At 72.7% G+C, this 23,585-nt stretch carries 22 protein-coding genes and 2 pseudogenes; 6 read left to right on the forward strand and 18 right to left on the reverse strand.

Annotation, left to right across the window (positions count from 1 at the left end; genetic code table 11):
• From AB0G52_RS12125 to AB0G52_RS12190, 14 genes are all read right to left on the reverse strand, one after another.
• Complete coding sequence (locus tag AB0G52_RS12125; protein WP_361336225.1) at positions 1–1,305, reverse strand: acyltransferase; 1,305 nt, start codon at positions 1,303–1,305, stop codon at positions 1–3.
• A gap of 76 nt (positions 1,306–1,381) precedes the next feature.
• Entirely contained in the window at positions 1,382–2,518 is a 1,137-nt protein-coding gene (locus tag AB0G52_RS12130; RefSeq protein WP_361336131.1) for an alpha/beta hydrolase, read from the reverse strand.
• A 172-nt stretch (positions 2,519–2,690) separates the two neighbouring features.
• A complete protein-coding gene (locus AB0G52_RS12135; protein WP_361336133.1) occupies positions 2,691–3,566 on the reverse strand; it encodes an alpha/beta hydrolase in 876 nt (291 codons plus the stop codon).
• A 210-nt stretch (positions 3,567–3,776) separates the two neighbouring features.
• The gene (kynU, locus tag AB0G52_RS12140; protein ID WP_132889587.1) at positions 3,777–4,985 is read right to left on the reverse strand and encodes a kynureninase; all 1,209 of its coding nucleotides are present in this window, start codon (positions 4,983–4,985) and stop codon (positions 3,777–3,779) included.
• Positions 4,978–5,817 carry a tryptophan 2,3-dioxygenase family protein gene (locus AB0G52_RS12145; RefSeq protein ID WP_132889588.1) on the reverse strand — a complete coding sequence of 280 codons (840 nt, stop codon included), beginning with the start codon at positions 5,815–5,817 and terminating at the stop codon, positions 4,978–4,980. The genes kynU and AB0G52_RS12145 overlap by 8 nt, the downstream gene beginning before the upstream one ends.
• 149 nt (positions 5,818–5,966) lie before the next feature.
• Positions 5,967–6,380: a DUF3151 domain-containing protein gene (locus AB0G52_RS12150; RefSeq protein WP_132889589.1), complete on the reverse strand. Its 414-nt coding sequence runs from the start codon at positions 6,378–6,380 to the stop codon at positions 5,967–5,969.
• A gap of 56 nt (positions 6,381–6,436) precedes the next feature.
• The gene (locus AB0G52_RS12155) at positions 6,437–7,909 is read right to left on the reverse strand and encodes an MFS transporter (RefSeq protein ID WP_132889590.1); all 1,473 of its coding nucleotides are present in this window, start codon (positions 7,907–7,909) and stop codon (positions 6,437–6,439) included.
• Positions 7,910–7,991: 82 nt separating this feature from the next.
• On the reverse strand, positions 7,992–9,014 hold the full coding sequence (gene fbaA / locus AB0G52_RS12160) for a class II fructose-bisphosphate aldolase (protein WP_132889591.1): 1,023 nt from the start codon (positions 9,012–9,014) through the stop codon (positions 7,992–7,994).
• Positions 9,015–9,177: 163 nt separating this feature from the next.
• Positions 9,178–9,726 carry an orotate phosphoribosyltransferase gene (gene pyrE, locus AB0G52_RS12165; protein WP_132889592.1) on the reverse strand — a complete coding sequence of 183 codons (549 nt, stop codon included), beginning with the start codon at positions 9,724–9,726 and terminating at the stop codon, positions 9,178–9,180.
• Between the two features lie 10 nt (positions 9,727–9,736).
• A complete protein-coding gene (locus AB0G52_RS12170) occupies positions 9,737–10,525 on the reverse strand; it encodes an aldose 1-epimerase (protein ID WP_132889593.1) in 789 nt (262 codons plus the stop codon).
• 123 nt (positions 10,526–10,648) lie between these two features.
• On the reverse strand, positions 10,649–11,380 hold the full coding sequence (locus AB0G52_RS12175; RefSeq protein ID WP_132889594.1) for an SRPBCC family protein: 732 nt from the start codon (positions 11,378–11,380) through the stop codon (positions 10,649–10,651).
• Between the two features lie 94 nt (positions 11,381–11,474).
• Complete coding sequence (locus AB0G52_RS12180) at positions 11,475–13,106, reverse strand: polyamine aminopropyltransferase (RefSeq protein ID WP_132889595.1); 1,632 nt, start codon at positions 13,104–13,106, stop codon at positions 11,475–11,477.
• Between the two features lie 84 nt (positions 13,107–13,190).
• On the reverse strand, positions 13,191–13,721 hold the full coding sequence (locus AB0G52_RS12185; protein WP_132889596.1) for a DUF2617 family protein: 531 nt from the start codon (positions 13,719–13,721) through the stop codon (positions 13,191–13,193).
• Between the two features lie 331 nt (positions 13,722–14,052).
• Entirely contained in the window at positions 14,053–14,382 is a 330-nt protein-coding gene (locus AB0G52_RS12190; protein ID WP_361336138.1) for a hypothetical protein, read from the reverse strand.
• A gap of 139 nt (positions 14,383–14,521) precedes the next feature.
• On the opposite strand from AB0G52_RS12190, the gene AB0G52_RS12195 reads away from it, so the two are divergent.
• The gene (locus AB0G52_RS12195) at positions 14,522–15,712 is read left to right on the forward strand and encodes a pyridoxal phosphate-dependent aminotransferase (RefSeq protein ID WP_361336140.1); all 1,191 of its coding nucleotides are present in this window, start codon (positions 14,522–14,524) and stop codon (positions 15,710–15,712) included.
• 213 nt (positions 15,713–15,925) lie between these two features.
• Positions 15,926–16,092, forward strand: a pseudogene (locus AB0G52_RS12200) (aminotransferase); the annotation flags it as partial.
• Here the strand turns inward: AB0G52_RS12200 and AB0G52_RS12205 are convergent.
• Positions 16,092–19,166 (reverse strand): FG-GAP-like repeat-containing protein, encoded by a 3,075-nt coding sequence (locus tag AB0G52_RS12205; RefSeq protein WP_361336142.1) that lies wholly within the window; start codon positions 19,164–19,166, stop codon positions 16,092–16,094. The pseudogene AB0G52_RS12200 and the gene AB0G52_RS12205 sit on opposite strands and share 1 nt — an antisense overlap.
• 354 nt (positions 19,167–19,520) lie before the next feature.
• Here AB0G52_RS12205 and AB0G52_RS12210 point away from each other — a divergent pair, with 354 nt between their 5' ends.
• From AB0G52_RS12210 to AB0G52_RS12220, 3 genes and pseudogenes are all read left to right on the forward strand, one after another.
• Positions 19,521–19,778 carry a type II toxin-antitoxin system prevent-host-death family antitoxin gene (locus tag AB0G52_RS12210; RefSeq protein ID WP_037676836.1) on the forward strand — a complete coding sequence of 86 codons (258 nt, stop codon included), beginning with the start codon at positions 19,521–19,523 and terminating at the stop codon, positions 19,776–19,778.
• Between the two features lie 10 nt (positions 19,779–19,788).
• Positions 19,789–20,049: a Txe/YoeB family addiction module toxin gene (locus AB0G52_RS12215; protein ID WP_361336144.1), complete on the forward strand. Its 261-nt coding sequence runs from the start codon at positions 19,789–19,791 to the stop codon at positions 20,047–20,049.
• A 182-nt stretch (positions 20,050–20,231) separates the two neighbouring features.
• A pseudogene (locus AB0G52_RS12220) lies at positions 20,232–20,564 on the forward strand (aminotransferase class I/II-fold pyridoxal phosphate-dependent enzyme); the annotation flags it as partial.
• 80 nt (positions 20,565–20,644) lie between these two features.
• On the opposite strand, the gene AB0G52_RS12225 reads toward AB0G52_RS12220, so the two are convergent.
• Together AB0G52_RS12225 and AB0G52_RS12230 are read right to left on the reverse strand one after the other, a co-directional pair.
• Positions 20,645–21,199 carry a Uma2 family endonuclease gene (locus tag AB0G52_RS12225; RefSeq protein ID WP_361336146.1) on the reverse strand — a complete coding sequence of 185 codons (555 nt, stop codon included), beginning with the start codon at positions 21,197–21,199 and terminating at the stop codon, positions 20,645–20,647.
• Between the two features lie 87 nt (positions 21,200–21,286).
• Positions 21,287–21,670 carry a signal peptidase I gene (locus AB0G52_RS12230; RefSeq protein WP_132889663.1) on the reverse strand — a complete coding sequence of 128 codons (384 nt, stop codon included), beginning with the start codon at positions 21,668–21,670 and terminating at the stop codon, positions 21,287–21,289.
• A gap of 144 nt (positions 21,671–21,814) precedes the next feature.
• Here AB0G52_RS12230 and AB0G52_RS12235 point away from each other — a divergent pair, with 144 nt between their 5' ends.
• Positions 21,815–22,993 (forward strand): hypothetical protein, encoded by a 1,179-nt coding sequence (locus AB0G52_RS12235; protein WP_207921757.1) that lies wholly within the window; start codon positions 21,815–21,817, stop codon positions 22,991–22,993.
• 9 nt (positions 22,994–23,002) lie between these two features.
• On the opposite strand, the gene AB0G52_RS12240 is transcribed toward AB0G52_RS12235, so the two are convergent.
• A complete protein-coding gene (locus AB0G52_RS12240; protein WP_132889600.1) occupies positions 23,003–23,533 on the reverse strand; it encodes a YbjN domain-containing protein in 531 nt (176 codons plus the stop codon).
• Positions 23,534–23,585: the final 52 nt, after the last annotated feature.

Genomic DNA, 23,585 nt, shown 5'->3' on the forward strand with positions numbered 1-23,585 from the left:
CTAGACACGGCGGGCCTCCGTCGGTGTCGCCCGATCGGACGAGCGGTGGGTCCGTACGACACGCGAGGGGATGACGACGCCGGTCCGGGCGACGCGGGCGCGGACAAGGGCGCGGTTGCGGGACCGGGCGCGGACGAGGGCGCGGGTGTGGGAGCGGGCGCGGACGAGGGCCCGGGTGTCGCGGGTGCGGGGTGTGCGAGGGCGGCCGGGGCGTGTGTGGGGGCGGTGTCCGGGGGCGGGGTGCTCGTACGTGTGGAACGCCGCCCAGCAGACGGCGAGCACCAGGGCGAACACCGGCAGCCACAGCAGGCGGTCGCCGACCCAGCCGAAGTGGTCCGGAGGCGTGTGCAGACCGGGGAGCCGGCCCAGCAGCAGACCGGTGGCCGTGGTCGCCATCAGGGCCGTCTGGTGCCAGAGGAAGATCGTCATCGCGGACAGGTTCACGAAGGCCACCGCCGCCCAGGCGAGCGGACGGCGCATCGTACGGCGCAGCCGCTCGCGCAGGAGCAGGGCGAGGCCGCACTGCGCCAGTCCGAAGGTGACGGCGGCGAGGGTGGGCGGGTCGAGGTTGGAGACGGCGGCGCCGGGGACGCCGACCATCGCCGCCGGATAGCCGGCGAAGCCGACCAGCACGGCCGTCGCCGCCGTGCCGCCTATGAGCAGCACCCAGCCGGCACGCGGGCGGTCAAGTTCGCCGCGGGTCCAGGCGGCGCCCAGCGTGTACGGCACCAGCCAGCCCGCCGCCAGGTTCACCCAGCCGATTCCGGCCGGGGCGCCGAAACCGAAACGGAGCAGGTCCACGTGGAGTACGACGGCCAGCGGCCACAGCGGGTTGAGCCGGGCGACCAGGGGGGTGGCCGCCGTCAGGGCCGCGAACACCACGAGGAACCAGAGTGGGGACAGGGCGAGTTTGACGAGGGTGTGGACGGTGGCGAGGTCGGTGCCGGACACCAGGAGGGCGGTGGTCGTGACCGTCCACAGGGCGAGGAGGGCGGCGACCGGTTTGCACAGGCGGGCGAGGCGGGAGCACAGCCAGCGGCGGTAAGGGGTCCCGTTCGCCCGGGCGGTGGCGTGACTGCGGGTCGCCACATGGCCGCCGACCAGGAAGAACACGGCGAGCGTCTGGAACAGCCAGGAGACCGGGGCCAGTACGGGCAGGTGCTGGAGGGGGCTGCCGGTGCCCAGCCTCCCGCCGTCCGCCACCAGCGCGGTCACCAGCCAGTGGCCGAGCACCACACCGAGCACCGCGAAGGCGCGCAGGGCGTCCACGGCACGGTCCCGGTCGGCCGGGGTGGCCGCGTCCACGCGGTGGGCGAGCCGCCGTACGACACCCGGGAGGTGCGGGGCGTGCGGGGGGCGTTGGGTGTCGGGTTTCCGTGGCTTACGCACGGGTGACCTCCGTAGTCTCGCCGAGGACGATCCGGGCGAGGTTGGCCAGGGAGGCCGAGCCCGGGGTGAAGTAGTCGCTGTGGCCGCCGGGTCCTGCCGCGAAGACGCGGGCGCCGAAGGCCGGGGACACGGGGTCGGTGCCGAAGCCGACGTCCGTGCCGAAGAGGCCGGCGCGCAGGTGCGGCACGTCGGCGATCCAGTCGTCGGCGCCTCGGGCCGCCCAGACACGGGCCGACGTGCGCAGGGCCGCGGCCGAGTCGGCGCCGGTGCCCGGGCTGCCGACCAGGGCGATGTCGGTGACGCCGAGACCGGTGAGGGTGGGGGCGGCGCGGGCGCAGACGACCGTGCCGTAGGAGTGGCAGAGGAGGGAGACGGCCGGCGGCTCCGGGCCAGGGCGGGGGCGGTCGGTGAGGGTGCGGAGCTCGTGGACGAACTCCCGCAGGTGGGGGGCCGCTTGGTCGGCCCGGCCGGGGGTGAGGACCGCGGCGCTGATCGTGGCGGGGGTGCGGTAGCCGAGCCAGGTGACGACGGCGGTGCGGGCGCGCGGCTGCTCGTGGGTCAGACGCCGGTAGAGGGAGTCGGCGGCGGTGTGGAAGCGGGCGTAGGTGTCCAGGGTGGTGTCGGAGCCGGGGACCAGGACGGCGATACGGCTGGCCCGCGTCAGGTCGCCGAGGACCTCGGTGACCTGGCCGGTGCCGCGGGCGTCGAAGTGGAGGAGGTGACGGGACGGGGAGGCGAGGGTGCGGTCGGCGGCGGCGCGGGAGGTGTCGCCGTGGGCGGCGGCCATGCGGGCGGCTTCGGCCGCGTCGGCGCGGTTGGCCGCGTAGGCGGTGGCCAGGACGGTCGGGGTGAGGGGGGTGGGGAGCGTGGCGGGGGGTGGGGCGGGGACGTGGGGGGTGGCGGCCGCGGAGAGGGGGAGCACCACGGCGGTGGCGAGGAGAGCGGCGAGGAGGGTGCGGCGGGTCCGTGAGGAGCGCGCGGTTGCCGGGGTGCGGGACGAACCGGCGTCCGTGCGACGGGTCTCACTCGACGTCCCTGCGCCGTCGAGGGGGGTGGCGCTGCCAGGAAGGCCGACGCCCCCTCTCCGCCCTGCCCGTTGGGGAGCGGGCTCCCCCGTCGTGTTCCGCATCGCGGTCCTCCCCGTTCAGTTCGCCCGGGTGTCGGGCTGGTCTGATCGGGAAGTTACGGAGCGGGATGAGTCGTTCGCGTCCCGCTCGGGAGCTCTTCCTCGGCGTAGCTCTCAGGTACTACGGGTATCTCCGGGGCGCCCCCGAAGGGGATTCGCACGGGACCCGGCGGGCTCAGTAGGCCAGTTGGGCGATCTCCTCCGCCACCACCGCGCACGCGTCCGCCGCCGGGTCGATCAGCGGGAAGTGGCCGACCTCCTCCAGCAGCGTCAGCCCCACCACCTCGCCCGCCCTGGCCGCCGCGTCCGCATAGGACTCGGCGACCGCCTGGGGGACGACCGTGTCGGTGCGGCCCTGGACCAGGGTGGTCGCGATGCCGGTGGGGAGGAGCAGCGCCGGGTCCGCGTACCCCTGACGTTCGGCGAACTTCGCTTCCCCTCCGAGGAGTTGCAGCGCGGCGTTGCCGCAGACGTCCAGCTTCTCCGCCATCGCGAAGTCGGCGATCGGGGCCAGCGCCACGACCCCGCGGAGCGGGGCGGGGGCGGAGGTGCGCCACGGGGCGTCGGCGGGCAGCACGTGCCGCGCCGCCGCCCACAGGGCCAGGTGCCCGCCCGCCGAGTGGCCGGTGAGGACCGTGCGGCGCAGGTCCGCCTGCGGCAGCGCCTCGCGGGCCAGGGCGGGCAGCGCGTCCAGGGCCGCGGCGACGTCGTCGAAGGTGTCCGGCCAGCGCCCGGCGACCGGGGCCGTACCGCCCTGTGCGGGCAGCGTGGCGCCGCGCCGGTACTCGACGTTGGCCACGGCGAAGCCGCGCCGGGCCAGGTAGTCGGCGAACGGGGTGATGTGGAGGCGGTCGTAGGGTGCGCGCCAGGCGCCGCCGTGCAGGACCACGATCAGGGGCGCCGACGGACCGCCCGCACGCGGGGCGTAGAAGTCGATCACCTGGTCGGGGTGGTCGCCGTAGGCCGCTGTGGCGTCGGGCTCGACGTGCGGGTGCGAGAAGGCCGACTCCTCCTCGGCTGCGGCCCGTTCTGCTGCGGCGTCGTCCGGCATGCTCCAACCTCTCAGCGGCGTGTCGATGTTGGCGGACCGGGAGGGAGATCGGCCGTTGGCCGGGACGGTACCAGGCCGGTGACGTGCGCGGACACGTGGATGTCACGCACGGTGAGGATTAAACGGATCTGTACCGTCCCGGCCCCCGCGACACGGGTCGTCGTATCCCCATGTCGACCCGCCCGGACCACACGTGGGCGGCCCGGGCCGCTACACGACCTCCCCCAGCACCCGCGCCGCCCGCTCCACGTCCGCGAATCCGACGTACAGCGGCGTGAACCCGAAGCGGAGGACGTCGGGGTGCCGGAAGTCCCCGACCACACCCCGCTCGATCAGCCGCCTCATCACGTCCCCGGCGTCGGTGCAGCGCAGCGCGATCTGGCTGCCGCGCTCCTCGTGCGCCACCGGGGTCAGGCACTCGACGCGGCCCGCCGGCAGGTACGCCTCGACGCACTCCAGGAAGAAGTCCGTCAGGGCGAGGGACTTGGCCCGTACGGCCTCCACCGTGACCCCTTCCCAGACCTCCAGCGCCGCCTCCAGGGCCAGCATGGAGAGGATGTCCGGGGTACCGACCCGCCCGCGCAGCGCGCCCGGCGCGGGTGCGTAGGACGGGCTCATGCCGAACGGCTCGGCGTGCGAGTTCCAGCCCGGCAGCGGGGAGTCGAAGCGGTCCTGCAACTCCCGCCGCACGTACAGGTACGCCGGTGCACCCGGGCCGCCGTTCAGGTACTTGTAGGTGCAGCCGACCGCCAGGTCCACCCCGTGCTCGTCGAGGCCGACCGGCAGCGCGCCCGCGCTGTGGCACAGGTCCCAGACGGCCACGGCGCCGGCCGCGTGGACCGCGGCGGTGAGGGCGGGGAGGTCGTGCAGCCGGCCCGTGCGGTAGTCGACGTGGTTGAGGAGAACGGCGGCGGTGCGGTCACCGAGGGCGTCGCGCACCCCGGCCGGCGCCACCGGACGCAGCACGCGGCCCGTCAGCCGGGCGGCGGACTCGGCGATGTAGCCGTCGGTGGGGAAGGTGGTCGCGTCGACGAGGATCTCGTCACGCCCGTCCCCCGCGAGCCGTACCGCACCCACGAGTGCCTTGAAGACGTTGACGCTCGTCGAGTCGCCGACCACGATCTGCCCGGCTCCGGCGCCCACCAGCGGGGCGATCCGGTCGCCGATCCGCTCCGGCGCCGTCCACCAGCCGCTCTCGTCCCAGGACCGGATGCGCAGTTCGCCCCACTGCCGTCGTACGACGTCCTCGACCCGGCCGGGGACGTGCGCGGGCAGGGCGCCCAGGGAGTTGCCGTCGAGGTAGACGCCCGCGGCGCCGTCCGCGTGCCCGGACACCGGGTCGAGGACGAAGCGCTCGCGCACCCCCGCCAACTCGTCGGCCGCGTCCAGCTTTTCCGCCCTCAGTGCGAGCTCAGACATGGGACCTCGCCGTCCACAGCTCCGGGAACACGTTCTTGCGGGCGCGCTTCTCCAGCCAGGCGACGCCGGCCGAACCGCCGGTGCCGGGCTTGGCGCCCATCGCGCGGCGGGTGGCGACCAGGTGGTCGTTGCGCCAGCGCCAGACCAGTTCGGCGACGTCGGTCAACGCCTCGCCGAGCCGGGCGAGTTCGGCGTCCTCGGGGCCGGAGTAGACGGCGGTCCAGGCCGCTTCCACGGCGGCGTCGGACTCGTAGCGCGCGGAGACGTCACGGTGCAGCACGGCGTCCGGGATCGCGTGGCCGTGGCGCGCGAGGAGCCGTACCGCCTCGTCGTACAGGCTCGGCTCGTGCAGGGCCTTCTCCAGTTCCGCGTGGACGCGGGGCGCGCCGCGGTGCGGGACGAGCATGGACGCGGACTTCTCGCCGAGCAGGAACTCCATCCGCCGGTACATCGCCGACTGGAAGCCGGAGCCCTCGCCGAGGGCGGAGCGGTAGGAGTTGAACTGGGCGGGGGTGAGCTGGCCGAGCGGCTTCCAGGAGGCGTTCAGCGCCTCCAGCTCACGGGTGGAACGCTTCAGCGCGGCGATCGCGGTGGGCACGTCGTCGCCGCGCAGGGCGGCCGCGGCGGTCTCCCACTCGTGGACGATGACGGTGAACCACAGCTCCATGACCTGGGTCGTGACCAGGAAGACCATCTCTCCGGGGTCGTCGGAGAGGGTGTGCTGGAGGTGGGTGAGCACGTCTGCCTTGACGTAGTCCTCGTACGGCGTCGTGCCGGCGAAGTCGAGATGCGGGGTCTCGGGCTCGTTCGTTTCGAGAGCCTCTTGGGACATCGCTGTCTCCTGCTTGTACTCCGGGTAGCGGTCCGCCCCTGCCGATGCCGACACGGGGGCCCCGGTCCCCACCCGCATCTTGCGCAACGTACCCCGCGCACGGCAAGGCCCGCCCCCTGCGGGACGGGCCACACCGCCGAACGGATGACTCAGCCGAGGGTCCCCGCGGCGGTCGGGGAGGAGTCCTTCAGGAACTGCGAGCAGCGCTCGTACTCCTCCTGCTCGCCGATCGCCTGCGCGGCGCGGGCGAGCGCGTGCAGGGCGCGCAGGAAACCACGATTGGGCTCGTGCTCCCAGGGCACCGGGCCGTGCCCCTTCCAGCCGTTGCGGCGCAGCGCGTCCAGACCGCGGTGGTAGCCGGTACGGGCGTAGGCGTACGACTCGACGACCGAGCCGCGCTCGAACGCGTCGTCGGCCAGCCGGGCCCAGGCGAGCGAGGAGGTGGGGTACTTCGCGGCGACGTCCGCGGGAGCGGTGCCCTGGGCCAGCAGCTCGCGCGGGGCGGGCTCGTCGGGGAGGTGGGTGGGGGGCGGGCCGCCGAGGAGGTTTTCGTGGATGCTCATGGGACCAGTCTGCGGGATGCGCCGGTACGCGTCTGAAGCGGTCGCGGCCGCCGCGGTCAGGCGTGTCCCTCCGCCTCCAGCGGCGGGGTCGTGATGTTGCCGTGGGTACGGCACTCCGGGCGTACGCAGCCCGGGGCGGGGCGGCGTACCAGGGCGAAGGCCAGGGCGGAGCCCAGCACCAGGACGCCCGCGCAGATCGGCATCGCGCGGTCGAAGGCCGCGTCGAAGGCGGTCGCCGACCGGTACGCCTCCGGGCCCATCCCGGCGAGCAGGGGCAGTCCCGCCACCGCGATCAGGCCCGCCGACCGGGCCGCCGCGTTGTTGATTCCGCTGGCGATGCCCGCGCGGGCGGTGTCCACGGAGGCGAGTACCGTGGCGGTGAGCGGGGCCACCAGGGTGACCATGCCGGCGCCCATGACGAGGACCGCGGGCAGGACGTCCGTCAGGTAGTGCGCGTGCTCGCCCACCCGGAGCATCAGCAGCATCGCCGCGGCGCAGAGCAGCGGGCCCACGGTGAGCGGGATCCGGGGTCCGATCCGGTCCGCGAGGGCGCCCGAGCGGGCGGAGAGGAACAGCATCAGGACCGTCGAGGGCAGCAGGGCCGTACCGGCGGCGAGGGCCGAGTAGCCCGCCACCACCTGGAGCTGCAGCGCGGTCAGGAAGAAGAAGCCGCCGAAGGCCGCGTACACGCACAGGGTGACGATGTTGACCGCCGTGAACTGGCGGGAGGCGAAGATGTCCAGCGGCAGCATCGGGTCCGGCCGGCGCTTCTCGACCCGCACGAACGCCACCCCGGCCCCGACCCCCGCGAGGGCCACCACGACGCCGGTCACCCCGCCCTCGATCAGCGCGTACGTCACCAGGCCGAGCGCGAGCGCGCCGAGCACCGCGCCGAGGACGTCGAAACGGCCGTGCACGCGCTCTCCCCCACTCCCCGAGCGGGAGGTGCCCCCGGAGGACTCCGGGACGTGGCGCAGGGCCACCGGGACGCAGAGCAGGGCCAGCGGGACGTTCAGGAGGAAGACCCAGCGCCAGCCGGGGCCGTCCACCAGCCAGCCGCCGAGGAACGGGCCGACGGCCGCGCCGATACCGCCGAAGCCCGACCACAGGCCGACCGCCCGCGCCCGGTCGTCGGGGTGGAAGGAGGCCTGGATGAGGGCGAGCGAGCCGGGGGTCAGCAGCGCGCCGCCGATGCCCTGGAGGGCGCGGGCGCCGATCAGCACGGCGTCGGTGGGGGCGAGACCGCACATCAGGGACGCGGCGGCGAACCAGACCACGCCCGTCACGAACACCTTCCGGCGGCCGTACCGGTCGCCGAGCGAGCCGCCGAGCAGGATCAGCCCGGCCAGCGTCAGCATGTACGCGTTGACCGTCCACTGGAGCGCGGACAGGCTCGCGTCCAGGTCCTCGCCGATGCGGGGCAGCGCGACGTTGACGACCGTCGAGTCCAGCAGGGCCATGCTGGAGCCGAGGACCGTGGTGAGCAGGATCCACTTGCCCTGCGGGGAGGCGAGCCGGACGTCGGGCATGGGTCCAGGTATACAGCGGACCCGGCGCCGTCGGCAGATGCGGACGGGCGCCGGGTCCGGACCGTGACGAGCGCGCTACGGTCTACTTGATCTTGTTGCCCGCGGAGCGCAGGTTCTGCGTGGCCTCGACGACCCGGGCGGCCATGCCCGCCTCGGCCAGCTTGCCCCAGGTGCGCGGGTCGTAGGTCTTCTTGGAGCCGACCTCGCCGTCGACCTTCAGGACGCCGTCGTAGTTCTTGAACATGTGGTCGGCGACCGGGCGGGTGAAGGCGTACTGGGTGTCGGTGTCGAGGTTCATCTTCACGACGCCGTTCTCCAGCGCGGTCAGGATCTCCTGCTCGGTGGAGCCGGAACCGCCGTGGAAGACGAAGTCGAACGGCGACTGCTTGCCGAACTTGGCGGCCACGCCGTCGTTCAGCTCCTTGAGCAGGTCGGGGCGGAGCACGACGTTGCCCGGCTTGTACACGCCGTGCACGTTGCCGAAGGAGGCGGCGAGCAGGTAGCGGCCCTTCTCGCCGAGACCGAGCGCCTCGGCCGTCCGGATCGCGTCGTCGACCGTGGTGTACAGGGAGTCGTTGATCTCGTGGGAGACGCCGTCCTCCTCGCCACCGGTCGGGGTGATCTCGACCTCGAGGATGATGTGGGCGCGGCGGGCCTGCTCCAGCAGCTCCTGCGCGATCGCGAGGTTGTCGGCGAGGGTCTCGGCCGAGCCGTCCCACATGTGCGACTGGAAGAGCGGGGTGCGGCCGTTCTTCACGCGCTCCTCGGAGAGCGCGAGCAGCGGGCGTACGTACCCGTCGAGCTTGTCCTTCGGGCAGTGGTCGGTGTGCAGCGCGATGTTGACGGGGTACTTCTCGGCGACGATGTGCGCGAACTCGGCGAGCGCGACCGCGCCGGAGACCATGTCCTTCTTGTACTGGCCGCCCAGGAACTCCGCGCCGCCGGTCGAGATCTGGACGATGCCGTCGCTCTCCGCCTCCGCGAAGCCGCGCAGCGCCGCGTGCAGGGTCTGGGTCGAGGTGACGTTGATGGCCGGGTAGGCGAACTTGCCTGCCTTCGCCCGGTCGAGCATCTCGTTGTAGACCTCGGGGGTTGCGATGGGCATCTGTCCGCTCCTTGGGTGTGCGGGTCGGGTAATGCTGTTTCTCTACGGCCCTGACCTAGACCTGTGTGGGGGCGACGTCATCGTCGGCCCCATCTTTCCAGACCTGAACCGATGCTCCCGGCGCCGGTCAAATCCGGGTCAATCCCACGCGTCAACCGGGGTGTCAGTCCAGCCCCAGTTCATCCTTCGAGAAGGCGAAGAGGTACGGCACACCGGCGCCCTCCTGGATCTTCTCGGCGGCGCCCGTCGCCCGGTCGACGATGGTGGCGACGGCGACCACCTCGGCGCCGGCCTCGCGCACGGCCTCGACGGCGGTGAGCGGGGAGCCGCCGGTGGTGGAGGTGTCCTCGACGACCAGGACGCGCCGGCCCCTGATCTCCGGACCCTCGACCCGGCGCTGCATGCCGTGCGCCTTGGCCGCCTTGCGCACGACGAAGGCGTCCAGGCGACGGCCGCGGGCGGCGGCCGCGTGCAGCATGGCTCCGGCGACCGGGTCGGCGCCCATGGTGAGCCCGCCGACGGCGTCGAACTCCAGGTCCGCGGTCAGGTCCAGCAGCACCTGGCCGACCAGCGGGGCCGCCTCACCGTCCAGGGTGACGCGGCGGAGGTCGACGTAGTAGTCGGCCTCCAGTCCCGACGACAGGGTCACCCGGCCGCGCACCACGGCCTTGTCCTTGATCTGTTGCAGCAGCTCAGCACGTACGTCGCTCATGGCGACCAGCTTAGAGGCGCGTCCACGTCCAGGTGGTCGCGGCTTCCAGCGGCTCCAGCGGGGTGACGAGCCTCGGCAGTGTGTTGAGCCCGTTCGGCGGTCCGGTCTGCGGCTCCACGCACACGGCGGCCTCCTGCTCGTCGTAGACGACGACCCACTGCTCGCGGGAGGCGACCTTGAGCGCCAGCTGCCCCGGCCAGGTGAGGGTGACGTCGACGCCGTCGGGCATGCCGAAGCAGTCGTCCCAGGGGCCGGGCTTCGGGTCGATGCGGTTGCCGGTGGGCAGGTGGTCGGCGCCGCGCTCCTCCTGCCAGGCGGGGGCGAAGTCGACCTGGGCGTCCTGGCCGCCGAGGTTCCGGTTGAACCAGGGGTGCCAGCCGATCTGCGCCGGGAAGGAGTTGTCGTACGTCTCGACGCCCATCGTCAGCGTCAGCGAGTCCTCGGTGAGCTGCACGGCGTGGGTGACGCGGGCGGGGTGCGGCCAGGGGGCGACGAGCTCGTACGTGATCACGGCCTCGTCCGCCGAGACGCGCGCGGTGCGCCAGGCGCCGTCGCGGGCGGTGCCGTGGATGGCGTGCGGCGGGGAGTTGAGGGGCATCTGGACGGGCGTGGCGCCGTCGAGGAAGCGGCCGTCCCGGATCCGGCCGCACCAGGGGACCATCGGGAAACAGCCGAAGCGGTCGCCCTGGCGGAGGAGTTCCAGGGAGCCGATCTTGAGGCCGGCGATGCGGCCGCCGTTGTGGGGGTGGATGCGGACTTCCGCGTCACCTGCGGTCAGCGTGATGTCTTCGTTACTCACGGGACGACAGTACTGGGGACGGGGGTTGGCTTTCGGGTGCGGGAGGGTGGGGGTTGCTCGCGCAGTCCCTCCCCCAGCCTTCGGCCGGGGGTACCCCCAGCGCCCCTTTCGGGGCGCCTTGATTCACCGGCGTCTGCGCAAGGCCCTCGTCACCACGATCGCCGATGCCAGCGCCAGTGCCGCCGCCGGGGCCGCCCAGCGCAGGGTCGAACTCCCTGCCACCGTCTGCGGGGCCGGGACCGGGGCGTACCGCCCTCTCGGGGGCGCGTGGTCGACCTCCTCCGCGCTGCGGCCGATCATCGTGCGGCGGGCGTGGGCCGCCTCGGCGAAGATCTCGGGGAGGGGTTCCTCGATCGGCACTTCCACCGGCTCCACCGGCTCCACCGGCTCCACCGCTTCGCGGGCTTCGGGCTCTTCGGGAGCCGTGGCCTCGGGCTCCGCGTCGCCCAGGCCCTCCACGAAGCGGCCCAGCAGCCTCGTCGCCGCCGACTCCACCGCCTCCGCGGGCAGTTCCGCGGCCCGGCCGCCGACGGAGGCGGTGCCGGTCACCGTGACCTCGCAGCCCTCCGCCACGTCCGCGAGGCGCAGGGTGAGCGCCAGCTTCACCGTGCCGGTGCCGCGCGCCTCGGTGGCGTCACCGTCGACCGCGTAGGAACCGTCGTCGTGGGGGGTGACGCGCAGGGCACCCCGGTAGGTGATCGAGTGGCTGCCGATCCGGACCTTGAGGCGGCCGGTGCCGGGGGCGGCGCCCGCGTCCTGCTGGAGGCCGGGGACGGCCCGGGCGACCCGTGCGGGGTCGGCCAGCGCCTCCCTGAGCCGAGCGCTCGGGGCCGGTACGTACACCTGGTGCTCCATGGCGTCTGAGCGTACCCAGGAGTCGGCCTCCCGTACCCTCCCCGACGCACGGCACGCTGCCGGGGCGGGCCGACGCCACGGCGCCGTGCCCCGTTCAGTAGCCCGGATCCACCAGTGTGGAGGCCGGCAGGGAAGTCGTCGGGGTGGGGAGGGCGTCGTGGGTCAGGGCGCGCTGGGTCAGGGTGCGCAGTGGGGGCGCGTCGGGGGCAAGGCGCAGGCGGGGTTCGCGGCCGTCGGCGGACGCCAGCAGGAAACCCCAGTCGTGCGGGGCCCTGGACTCGCCCGCGGAGCGGTCGGGGCCCGGGGTGAAGCCGGCGTCGTGGCCGAGGACGCGGTAGGGGACCGGGGTGAGGCCCGCGGCCCGCATGGTGGCCGCGACCGTCCAGAAGGTGCGGGGGCGCGCCTGCACCGGACCGGCGTGCACGACCAGGCGCCCGCCGGGGGCGAGGACGCGGCGGGCCAGTCCGTAGAACTCCTCGGAGTACAGCTTGGCGCTGGCGGTGATGCCGGGGTCGGGCAGGTCGGCGATGACGACGTCGTAGCCGTAGCGCGGTGTCTCGCGCAGCCAGCGGAAGGCGTCGGCGGTGGCCACGTGGACGCGGGGGTCGTCGTAGGCGTGGCCGTTGAGCGCGGCGAGGGCCGGGTCGCGGCGGGCCAGGCGGATCAGCCCGGCGTCGAGCTCCACCACGTCGACCCGCCGGACGCCGGGTTCGCGGAGCACCTCCCGGGCGGCCATGCCGTCACCGCCGCCGAGGATCAGCACGCGCGCGTGCGGGCCGTTCATCGCGGGGTGGACGAGCGCCTCGTGGTACCGGCGTTCGTCCCGGCCGCCGACCCGCAGCCGGCCGTCGAGGAAGAGGTCGAGGGGCCGCCCGCGGGTGCCGCCGGCGAGGACGATCTCCTGGACGTCGGTCTGCAGGGCGACCCGGACGTCGTCGCCGTAGACGGCGTGCCGTGCGGCCCGTTCGAAGTCGTCGACGAGGACGGCGGCGGAGGCGAGGACGCCGAGGACGGTGAGGTTGGCGACGACCAGGGTCCAGCGGGCCCGCCGGGACAGGTCGCGGCGGAACAGGCCGAGGACCAGGGAGGCCCCGGCCACCACGTTGACCGTGCCGGTGAGCAGGGTCCCCGTCAGCTGGCCGAGCACCGGCAGCAGCAGGAACGGGAAGGCCAGGCCGCCGACCAGCGCGCCCACGTAGTCCGCCGCGAACAGGTCGGCCACCGCGCCGCCCGCGTCCTGCCGGCGGATCCGCTGGATGAGCTCCATCAGCAGCGGCACCTCGGCGCCGATGAGCAGCCCGATGGCGAGGGAGAAGGCGACCAGCAGGCAGCGCGGGCCGGACGCCCACAGGCCGCCCCAGCCGCCGGTCCAGGCGAAGACGGCGTACAACGCCATGGCGCTGCACCCGCCGATCAGCGCCAGCGCGGCCTCCACCGCGGCGAACCCGGCCGCCGCGTGCCAGCGCAGCCGCTTCGCGCCGAGCGAGCCGATCCCCATGGCGAAGACCATGACGGACAGCACGACGGACGCCTGGGTGACCGAGTCCCCGATCAAGTACGAGGCGAGGGCGACGAGTTCGAGTTCGTACACCAGCCCGCAGGCCGCGCAGACGAAGACGCACGCCAGGACCAGCAGGCGGCCCGTCCCCGGCCGCACGGGCAGCGGCGCGGGGGCGCCCCAGGGCGGCGGTGCGCCGGGAGGGGCGGGTGCGTGCGGTTCGATCACTCTGCGACGTTACGTCACTCGCTCGGTACGCTTCGTCACCCACACGTGTGGAACTCGCATCCATTGACGCCCAGTTGGTTTATGTCATCGACCGATGGACTGCGGTACCGGAGCACGGACGCCGACCCTGGTCCGGGTCGCCACCAGCTGGCCGTCCTGCGGGTAGGCGTGCCAGGTCCGCCAGTGCACCTGCCCCTCGTACCGCTGGGCCAGCATCGCGGTGAACGCGTGCGGGCTGCCCGGGAAGACCCCGACGAGGCCGTGCGGGTGCTCGGAGACGAGCGCGAGCAGTTCCTGGGCACGGCCGGCGAAGGAGCCGGGTGACAGCACCTCGACGCGGGCCGCGAACTCGTACTCCCAGTCGCCGATGCGCTTGGCGACCCCGAGCGGCAGGGGGGTGCTGGACCCCGGGATGCACGCCACCGTCTCCGAACAGCCGCCCCGCTCCTCCTCCAGGAGCACCTGGTGGGACGCGCCGAGCAGTCTCAACTGCAGCTTCGCCCCCGTCAGTTCCAGGTCGAGGGTGGCCAGGGCGGGCAGCGGCTCACGCCCCAGGGCCCAGGCGAGGTCGGCCGCGCGCGTATCGGTGTAGGAGGTGTTCAGGGTCGTGAGCATGGATCGGCTCCGCTAACACGCAAAAGACGGGGAGTGTGGTCCGGCGCACCTCGGTCGACACCGGGAGATCGGCCCGGCCGGCCCAGCCGGGGAAGGGGTGTCGTCAGGACGCCCGAGGCGCTGCTTTGGTGATTTAGAGGGAATCATGAACTGTGCCGCTGCCACAGCGTTTTTACCCAACTTCGTGGGGTTTCCATCCCTCAGAGGGCTCCACAGCTCAACTGTTCAACCAGTCGTGCGCCATGTTCCGCCCGGCGCGCGCCAGGGCGCCCGCGGAGAGCTCCCCCGCCCTCCCGCGGACGCCCCGGTCCCCCGTCCCCCCTCCCCCGGGTCAGTTGCCTCCGCCGCAGCCGCCCCCGCCCCCGCACGAGGACCCGCCGCCACAGGAGGAGTGACCGCCGCACGAGGAGTGCCCGCCCCCGCAGGAGTGCCCCCCGTGCCCGCCACCGTGGCCTCCGTGCCCGCCGTGTCCCCCGTGCCCGCCGTGCGACGACGAGGACGACCCGCCGTCCCCCGCCCACCAGCTGCGCGAGCCGTCGTACGCGGAGGACCCGCCCCCGCCGAACGCCGACCCCTTGCCCGACCCGCCCCTGCGGACCGCCCCCCGGACGATCGCCAGGCAGACGATCGCGGCCACCACCACGATGACTACGGTGCCCATGGCGTCACCTGCTTTCTTCCCCCTGGGGCGAACCCCCCGTGGGCGCCCCGGCCGCCGCGGGAACGCGACGTGACCCTGGGATGCCCGGCCGCCTCACCAGCCAAAGCAGAGTTGAGGAACTCCAGAGCTTGGGCGCAGGATGACCCGCATGACCTCCAGTGAACGCCCGCTCCTGAACCGCCGGCTCACCGAGTTCGGGACCACGATCTTCGCCGAGATGTCCGCCCTGGCACTGCGCACCGGGTCCATCAACCTGGGGCAGGGCTTCCCGGACACCGACGGCCCCGAGGAGGTCAGGGAGGCCGCCGTGCGCGCGCTGCGCGAGGGGCGCGGCAACCAGTACCCGCCGGGCCCCGGAGTCCCCGAGCTGCGCGGCGCGATCGCCGCGCACCAGGAGCGCCGGTACGGGCTGTCGTACGACCCCGACGCCGAGGTGCTCGTCACGGCGGGCGCGACGGAGGCGATCGCCGCCGCCCTGCTGGCCCTCGTGGAGCCCGGTGACGAGGTCGTCGCCCTGGAGCCGTACTACGACTCCTACGCGGCCTGCATCGCGATGGCCGGCGGCACCCGGGTGCCGGTCACGCTGCGCCCGGACGGCGGCGCGTTCCGCCTCGACCTCGACGAGCTGCGCGCCGCCGTCACCCCGCGCACCCGGCTCCTGCTGGTCAACACCCCGCACAACCCGACCGGCACCGTCCTCACCCGCGCCGAACTGACCGCGATCGCCGAGCTGGCGGTGGAGCGGGACCTGCTGGTGGTGACGGACGAGGTGTACGAGCACCTGGTCTACGACGAGGCGGAACACATCCCCCTCGCCACCCTCCCCGGCATGCGCGGGCGCACGGTCACCATCGGTTCGGCCGGCAAGACCTTCTCCTTCACCGGCTGGAAGGTCGGCTGGGTGACGGCCACGCCGGAACTGGTGACGGCGGTGCGCTCGGCGAAGCAGTTCCTGACGTACGTCTCCTCCGGCCCCTTCCAGTACGCGGTGGCGGAGGCCCTCGCGCTTCCGGACGCGTACTTCGAGGCGTTCCGCCAGGACATGCGGACCAAGCGGGACATCCTCGCGGCGGGGCTGGCGGAAGCGGGCTTCAAGGTCTACGACACCGCCGGCACGTACTTCATCACCACCGACATCCGGCCGCTGGGCGAGACCGACGGCTTCGCCTTCTGCCGCGCCCTGCCGGAACGGGCCGGCGTCGTCGCCATCCCCAACGCGGTCTTCTACGACCACCGGGACGCGGGCGCGCCGTTCGTGCGGTTCGCGTTCTGCAAGCGCACGGGAGTGCTGGAGGAGGCCGTCACCCGGCTCAAGACGCTGGCCGGGTGACAGCCGACAGCCGTACCGGCGAGGGCCCCGGCCTGACTCACGCCGCAGCGCGTAGATGTCGCAGGCCGTAGAGCGGCGCGGTGGATGGACGAGCGCGACCGCTGACGCGGAGTTGCACGACCGGGTGGAGCGACCGCCGGTCCACCGACCTCGCCGGCCTCCCTCGGCGGGGCCTGCCGCGCGGCACGCGAGCGGGTGCGTGAACACGGTTCCGGCTGGGTCACGGCCGACGGCCCGCTCGGCTCCGCCGTCCCGACGGCGGAGCAGTACCCGACGTACGTCGGCGCCGGCCTCCGCCGAAGCGCGACCTGCTCGGCAACGGCCTGCGGGCAGCCGGGTTCGAGGTCGGCCGGCCCCGTGGCGCGTTTTTCGTCACCACTCAGAAGATCCCCTTGTACCCCCGCCATCCGGTGGCGATCTTCGTGCGGGCGCCGAACACCCCCTTGCCGTTGCCGTTGTTGCGCCACAGGTTGCCGGAGGTGTCGCGGGACAGGAGGTCGGCATTGCCGTCGCCGGTGAGGTCGCCGGCGCCGATGACGGTGTCGTACGAGCCGCCCCAGGAGGAGGACAGCTTCACGCGTGCGGAGAAGGTGCCCTTGCCCGTGCCGAGGTAGCGGTACAGGTTGTTGGACTTGTCCTGGGCGACCAGGTCGCCGATGCCGTCGCCGTTGAGATCGCCGACACCCACGATCTTCTTGTACGTCTTCCAGTCGGCGTAGAGCTTCACGCGCGCGGAGAGCTTTCCGGTGCTCGTCCCCCGGTAGAGGTAGACGGCGCCGGTGGCGGAGTTGCGGGCGATGAGGTCAGGACGGCCGTCACCGCTGATGTCGCCGGGCGAGGTCAGGACGTCGTACTGGTTCCAGCCCTTGCCCAGCGAGGTGTGCGGAGTGCTGGTGAGGAACGCCTGGCCGAGCATGGTCCGGTACACCCGTAGTTCGCCGCTGCTGAACCGGACGAGGATGTCGTTGCGCCGGTCGCCGTCGAGGTCACCGAACGGGACGAGATTCACGGAGGCGGGCCAGCCGGAGGCGGACATGGCCTTGCCCAGGGTGCCCGTGCCGGTGCCCGGCCGGTAGCTGACGGTGCCGGAGGAGCTGAGGGTCAGGATGTCGCCGGTTCCGTCGGGCGCCCAGGAACCGGCGCTGGTGAAGTCGTGGCGTACGGCGGCCCCGTCGGACACCTGCACCGTCTGCGACACGGTCAGCGCGCGTCCCGAGCCGTCGGCAGGCGGGATCGTCACCGTGAAGGTGTAGGCGCCGTTGGGGACGAGCGCGCCCTTGGCGTCACGGATGTCCCATCGCGCGGTCAGGTTGCCCTGCACCGCCCCACTGGAGAGGGTGCGGACGACGGTACCGGTGGCCTTGCTGGTGAGGGTGGCCGTCCAGGAGGCGGCCGGCTTGGAGAGGAGCCCGCGCCACTGCCACCACGGGCTGTCGGCCGCGCTGTTCTCCCCCGCGTTGCCGGTCGTCTCGGACTCGACGGCGGAGAGCGGCTGGGTGGCGACCCCGCTGGGCACCAGGTGGATCCGGTTCTCCGCGTCGACGTAGGCGACGGGCCCGCCGAACTTGTCCACGGTCCAGGTCGTCCCGCGCCCGCCGGACGTGCCCGCCGGGAGGTCGGCTATCTCACGGGTGGTCGCGGTGCCGTCGGCGAAGGCAGTGAGGAGCAGCGTCCCGGTGGTCGTGTCCTGCCGGACGAGGTATCCGTCGCCGAGCTGGACCTGGCCGGACGGGACGGGGATGTTCTTCTTCGCCGTTCGGTCCCAGACGCCGGCCGTCCCGCCCGTACCGCAGGACCAGTAGATCCAGCGGCTCACCACCTGGAGCTCCTTGGGGACGCACGGGGCGCCGGTGCTGACGGTGGCGGCGGTCGCGCCGGTCTTCAGGTTCCTGGCGGTGACGACACCGTTGCCGGAACCCGGCGTCCACAGGCTGGTCCCCCAGACGGAGGCGGCTGTGACGGAGCGGGTGAGGACGGGCTGCAGGTCGGTGTAGACACCGAGGTCGCCGACGTACTGCTTGCTGGGGGAGGAACCGTTGACGACCGCGTAGCGGCCGGTGATGTCGAGGACGGTGCCGGCGGCCGAGGGCACGTAGAAGAAGCCGGCCTGGTCGTTGCGGTCGATGGACTGGAGCTGCGAGCCGGCCGGGTCGGCGTCGGCGGTGAACGACACCGCGCGGCCGTCCCCGGTGGCGTACGGGCCCGTGTCGAGGCCGTCCCACTTCTGCCAGATCCGGGCGCCGGGCGTGCCGTCCGCGGCGATCGGCCGGGTGTAGTACGCGCCCAGGAAGCTGGAGTTGGCCTCGTCGGTGGCCAGGGTGCCGTTCTCCAGCGACAGCCGCGTGATCTTCGCCGCTACCGGCGGTACGGCGGTCAGTTCGGTCAGTGCCGGGGTGTCCGCGCCCGTGCCGGTGACCCGGCGTACCGCCCAGTGCCCGGCGTCGGCGCCCCCGACGACCAGCAGGCCGCCGTCGGGGGCGGGTACGACGGAGCTGTTCGCGTGCCGGAGCAGGGTGACCGGGGCGCCGCCCGTGACGGGGACGGCCATGAGCTGCTCGCCGGACTCGTCGGCCAGGTTGGAGGGGTTCGACGGCACGGTACGGGCCACCACGAGCCAGTCCCCGGCGATGCCGACCGACGGGGTGCCCTCGGTGCCGGGCAGGGTCACCGTCGTCCCGGGGGCGGTGAGGTCGCCGCGGTCCAGGACGTGCGCCGTCGGCGTGGTACCGGACGGGTACCAGACCAGCCGGTCCGCGCTCAGCGCGACGGCGGCCGGAGCGGCGGACAGGGTCACGTCGCCGGTGACCTTCGCGGCGGCCAGGTCCACCAGCGCCAGGTGCTGCACGCCCTCCAGCGCGTAGCCGACGACGGCGGTGCCGCTGTCGCCGCCCAGCACCCGGAAGTTCGAGGTGATCCCGGCCGGCCACCCGTCGACGAGGGTGCCGTCGGCCGGGGCGTCGCCGCCGTAGAGCCACAGCGTGCGGCTGCCGCCCGTGTCGCGGGCCTGGGTCAGCACATGGGTGCCGTAGGTGGCCATGTACGTGCCGTGGGTGAGGGTGACGTCGGTGCTGGTGGCGGTGGAGAGGTCACGCAGGACGACCTTCCGGGTGGGCGAGACGACGTCGGTGACGATGTCGGACGACGAGCCCAGGTAGCCGGCGAATTCGACTCGCGGCAGCTCGCCCAGTTCGGTCGTCGCACCGGTGGCGTACGACGTCCACAGGTAGCCGGAGCGTCCCTCCTGGGCATGCAGGTAGCCGTCGGTACCGGCGCTGTAGAGCCGGTCGGCGCGGGGCTGGTAACGGTCGGACTGGAAGACCTTCTCGGTCGCGCGTGCGGTGCTCCCGGTGCCGTCGCCCGCATCGGCCGTGCCGACGAGTGGACCGGGACCGGCGACGACGGTGAGGACTGCCAGCGCGGCGACGACGCCACGGGCGGTGGTACGACGAGCCATCGTCGCCTCCTGGGGGCTTCCGGTGGAAAGAGGCGTGCCGGAGGCCGACGGCCGGGAAGGCGTGTATTGATGCTGCCGCGAAATATCCGCCCCCGAACTTCCCCCCACACGCGGCGAGTTGATGATAACAGTGGCCACAGGTTTCTCTGAGGCACCGGTAGGACGAGATCCCGATCGTCTTCGCGACGGCCACCGGATCGGCGACCCCAGGTCCCTTCTCGGCGCACCCGCCGTTGTCGGTGACGTCGATGCCGTCGCCGCACGCCGGACAAAATGCTCCCGGCCGTGGTATGGGCGCTTGCCGCACCACAGAGCGAGACGTACAATTTCTTGTACGTCGAAGGAGGGTTGATCGTGAAGACCATGACGTATTCCGAGTCCCGCGCGCGGTACGCCGAGGTGCTCAACTCCGTCACCGACGACCGCGAGGAGGTCGTCATCACCCGGGCCGGACATGAGCCGGTCGTCATCGTCTCCCTTGAGGACTACGAGTCCCTGAAGGAGACCGCTTACCTGCTGCGAAGCCCGGCGAACGCCCGGCGCCTGCTCGCCTCCATCGACGAGCTGGAGAACGGCGGCGGCACCGTACGCGAGCTGGCGACCGACGAATGAGGGCCCCGAGTTGAAGATCACCTTCTCCTCCCGCGCCTGGGAGGACTACCTGTGGTGGCAGCTTCAGGACCGGAAGATCCTGAAGCGCATCAACACGCTCATCGCGGACATCGCCCGGAACGGCAACGAGGGGATCGGCAAACCGGAACCGCTCAAGCACGGATTCCAGGGCTACTGGTCGCGCCGCATCAACGACGAGCACAGACTGATCTACAAGGCCGCCGAGGACGCCGTCCTGATCGCACAGTGCCGCTACCACTACGAGAGCTGACCGGTGAACCGCGGCGATCCACCGTTCCCGTCCCATCCGCACGGTGCGCTCAGTCGTACGGCGGAGAGCGACGGACTTCTCAGCCCGCGCCTCGGTCGGCGACGGCTTACCTTGGTGGGCCCGGTGCGCCACTCGTGAATGGGTGTACGAAGGAGGCGTGGCCTGGGTGACGGCCACGCCGGAAGGCCCTCGCGCTTCCGGACGCGTACTTCGAGGCGTTCCGCCAGGACATGCGGACCAAGCGGGACATCCTCGCGGCGGGGCTGGCGGAGGCGGGCTTCAAGGTCTACGACACCGCCGGCACGTACTTCATCACCACCGACATCCGGCCGCTGGGCGAGACCGACGGCTTCGCCTTCTGCCGCGCCCTGCCGGAACGGGCCGGCGTCGTCGCCATCCCCAACGCGGTCTTCTACGACCACCGGGACGCGGGCGCGCCGTTCGTGCGGTTCGCGTTCTGCAAGCGCACGGAGGTACTCAAAGAGGCGGCGGAGCGGCTGCGGCAGCTGTCGTAGCCGCCGTCCGGCGTACCGGCCACATGTACGCGGCTACCCGAGCCGCCGCGCACCTGCACGACCTCGCCGAAGGTCCTTCGTCAGCGGACGTCTGCCTCAGGCTCCGGGCGCGGGAGTTCGTCCAGGTCGAGGGTGAAGGTGCGGCCGTCGGCCAGGGGGATGGGGAGCTTGCCCGTGCCGTACTTGTGGGTGTGTGCCGCGATGTAGCCGGTGGCGGTCGGCTGGGTGTGGAGGACGACTTCCTGCGCGTACGGGTCCACGACCAGGTAGATCGGGATGCCGTAACGGCCGTACTTCGCGGTGCAGTCGTCGTAGTCCTTGCGCGCGGAGGAGGTCGAGACGACCTCGGAGATCAGCAGGACGTCCTCGAAGCTGTAGCGCTTGCCTTCCCGCCGGGCGTCCTCACGAAGGATGGCCAGGTCGGGAGCAGAGTTCTCGTCGGCGGGGAAGTCGATGTAGACGTCGGAGGTGACCTTCGCGTGACGGCCGAGGGCAAGAGCGGAGTCGATCTGCATCGACCTGATGGTGCTGGAGTGCTCTTCACTCTGCGGGGTCATGATCACCTTTCCGTCGGCCCCGAACAGGACCGTGTACCCGTCGGGGAACTCGGTGTGCACGATCGCGTCGACGCTCATGGAGGTCTCCTTCCCGTATGCGGTCAGAATACGGCGGACAGCGCGGTATCACCGAGCCCGGCGGTACGGCTGGGGAGCAGGCCGCCCTCACTGCGCTACGGCGGTGCTCTCCGGCACCGCGTAACCGGGTACCGACGGCCAGCGCACCGTCAGGAGCACCGAGTCCTCCTCCGCGTACCAGGAGTGGTCCACCCCGCGCCCCCACACGACGTAGTCGCCCTGCTCCGCCAGCAGCACGCTGCGGCCGGGGAGCTCGACGCGGAAGCGGCCGCTGACGAGCACCAGGAGGGCGGTGCGCTCCTCGCCCTCCACCCATCGCGCCCGCTCCTCTCCGCGGGGGTGCACCCCCCACTTGATCTCCACGGCCTCGCTGTGGCGCGGATCGCCGGGGTCCTTGAAGTGACCGAGGAGCCACCCCCGGTCCAGTGCCGCGTCCTTGCCCGCGTTGCCCACGTACACGCTGTCGTCCACGCTGTCGTCCACGCCCTCGTCCCCACCCTCGTCCCCACCCTCGTCCACGTCACCGGACGCTAGCAGCCGTCCGGAAGGAGGGCCGCTACCCCATCGGGCGCACATTTCTCGCACATCACCGCGATCCCCCGGCAGGGTGCGAATGTGAGCCACGTCAGCACCGCCCTCGCCCCGCCCGTCGCCCAGCGGCCCGGCACCCGGCTGTCCCTCGTCACGGCCGGCGGGCTCGCCGTGGGACTGTTCGCGGCGGTCCGGCTCACCGGTATGGCCGTGCTCGCGCTGGTGGCGTGGGCGGGCGGCGGGCATCCACTGACCCTCCTCGGCCGGTCCTGGGACTCGGCCTGGTACCTGGGCATCGCCGCCCACGGCTACGGCCGCACCCTGCACTTCGGTCACGGCGTCGTCCACAGCGACCTGGCGTTCTTCCCGCTCTACCCGGCGCTGATCCGCACCCTCACGGCGATGACCCCGCTCAGCGGGGCGGGGGCCGCGCTGCTGGTGTCCTGGGCCGCGGCGGCCGTCGCCGCGGCCGGCGTCTACGCGGTGGGCACCCGGCTGCACGGCCGCGCGGTGGGCACCGCGCTGGTCGTGCTGTGGGCCCTGCTCCCGCACTCCGTGGTGCTGTCGATGGCGTACACGGAGCCGGTGCTGACCGCGTTCGCCGCCTGGTCCCTGTACGCGGTCCTGGCCGGCAACTGGCTGTGGGCGGGCACGCTGGCCGCCCTCGCCGGCCTGTCCCGGCCCAACGGCTTCGCGGTCGCCGCGGCCGTGCTCGTCGCCGCCGGCTGCGAGCTCCACCGCCGTCGCGGCCGGGTCACCCACAGGCTGTGGACGGGCGCGGCGCTCGCCCCGGTCGGGTGGGCGGCCTACGTGCTGTGGGTGGGCGGCCGCACCGGCGACCCGCTCGGCGGCTACTTCGACGTGCAGCGCCTGTGGGGCTCGCGCTTCGACCTGGGCCGGGGCTCCCTGCGCTTCGCCCGCGCGCTGCTCCTGCACGGCGACCGCTTCGTCTTCTCGATGGCCCTGCTGATCGTGGCGGCCGCGGTGCTCCTGTACGCGCTGCTGGCCCTGGACCGCCCGCCGCTCCCGCTGCTCGCCTACACCGCCGTCCTCCTGCTGATCACGCTCGGCGGCTCGGGCTTCTTCGAGTCGAAGCCGCGTTTCCTGCTCCCGGCCTTCCCGCTGCTGCTGCCGCCGGCGCGGGCGCTGGTCCGCACGGCGAGAGCCCGGCCCTGGCACGCGACGGTGGTCGTCGCGGCCCTGGCCGGGCTCTCGTTCGGCTACGGCACGTACCTCGTCGTGTACGCGCACACACCGCTGTAGGTCTGCTGGTTACTCGTCGCCGTCTTCCGGCTTCTCGGCCTCGTCGACGTCCTCCTCCAGGCCGAGCTGCTCGACGAGCCACTTGTCGAACTCGATGGCGGCCCGCACCCAGCTGACCGTGGACGAGACGAAGTGGTTGATGTCGACGCCGGTGCCGATCAGCATCTGCGCCTCACCGATGAGACGGACGGTGCCGTCGTCATGGGTGTGGGTGTAGACCTTGGGCCACAGGGTCCGCCGGTTCCAGTCGTCGATGGACTCCAGGAGCTGCGGCTTCTCGTCGATCTTGTGCGGCCGGTCGTAGAACGTCCGCACGGAGAAGACCGCCTGCTCGTCCTCGCCGCGGAACATGAAGTACGTGCGGAACTGCTCCCACGGCGCCGCGAGGTCGCCCTCGTCGTCGACGACGTACTTGAGCTCCATCTGGTCGAGGAGCTGCTTCACGAGATCCTGATCCGGGACGACGGGGCCCGCCGGTCCTTGGGGCTGCGGCTCGGGCTGGCCCCCGAAGTTCGGAATCGAGGACGGGTCGATGCTCACCGTGTTTTTCCCTTCATGCGGATCCCGCCATCCTCCCCCATCCGGGGAGGGG

It is taken from the genome of Streptomyces sp. NPDC021562 (genome assembly GCF_040640875.1).
Classification (GTDB): domain Bacteria; phylum Actinomycetota; class Actinomycetes; order Streptomycetales; family Streptomycetaceae; genus Streptomyces.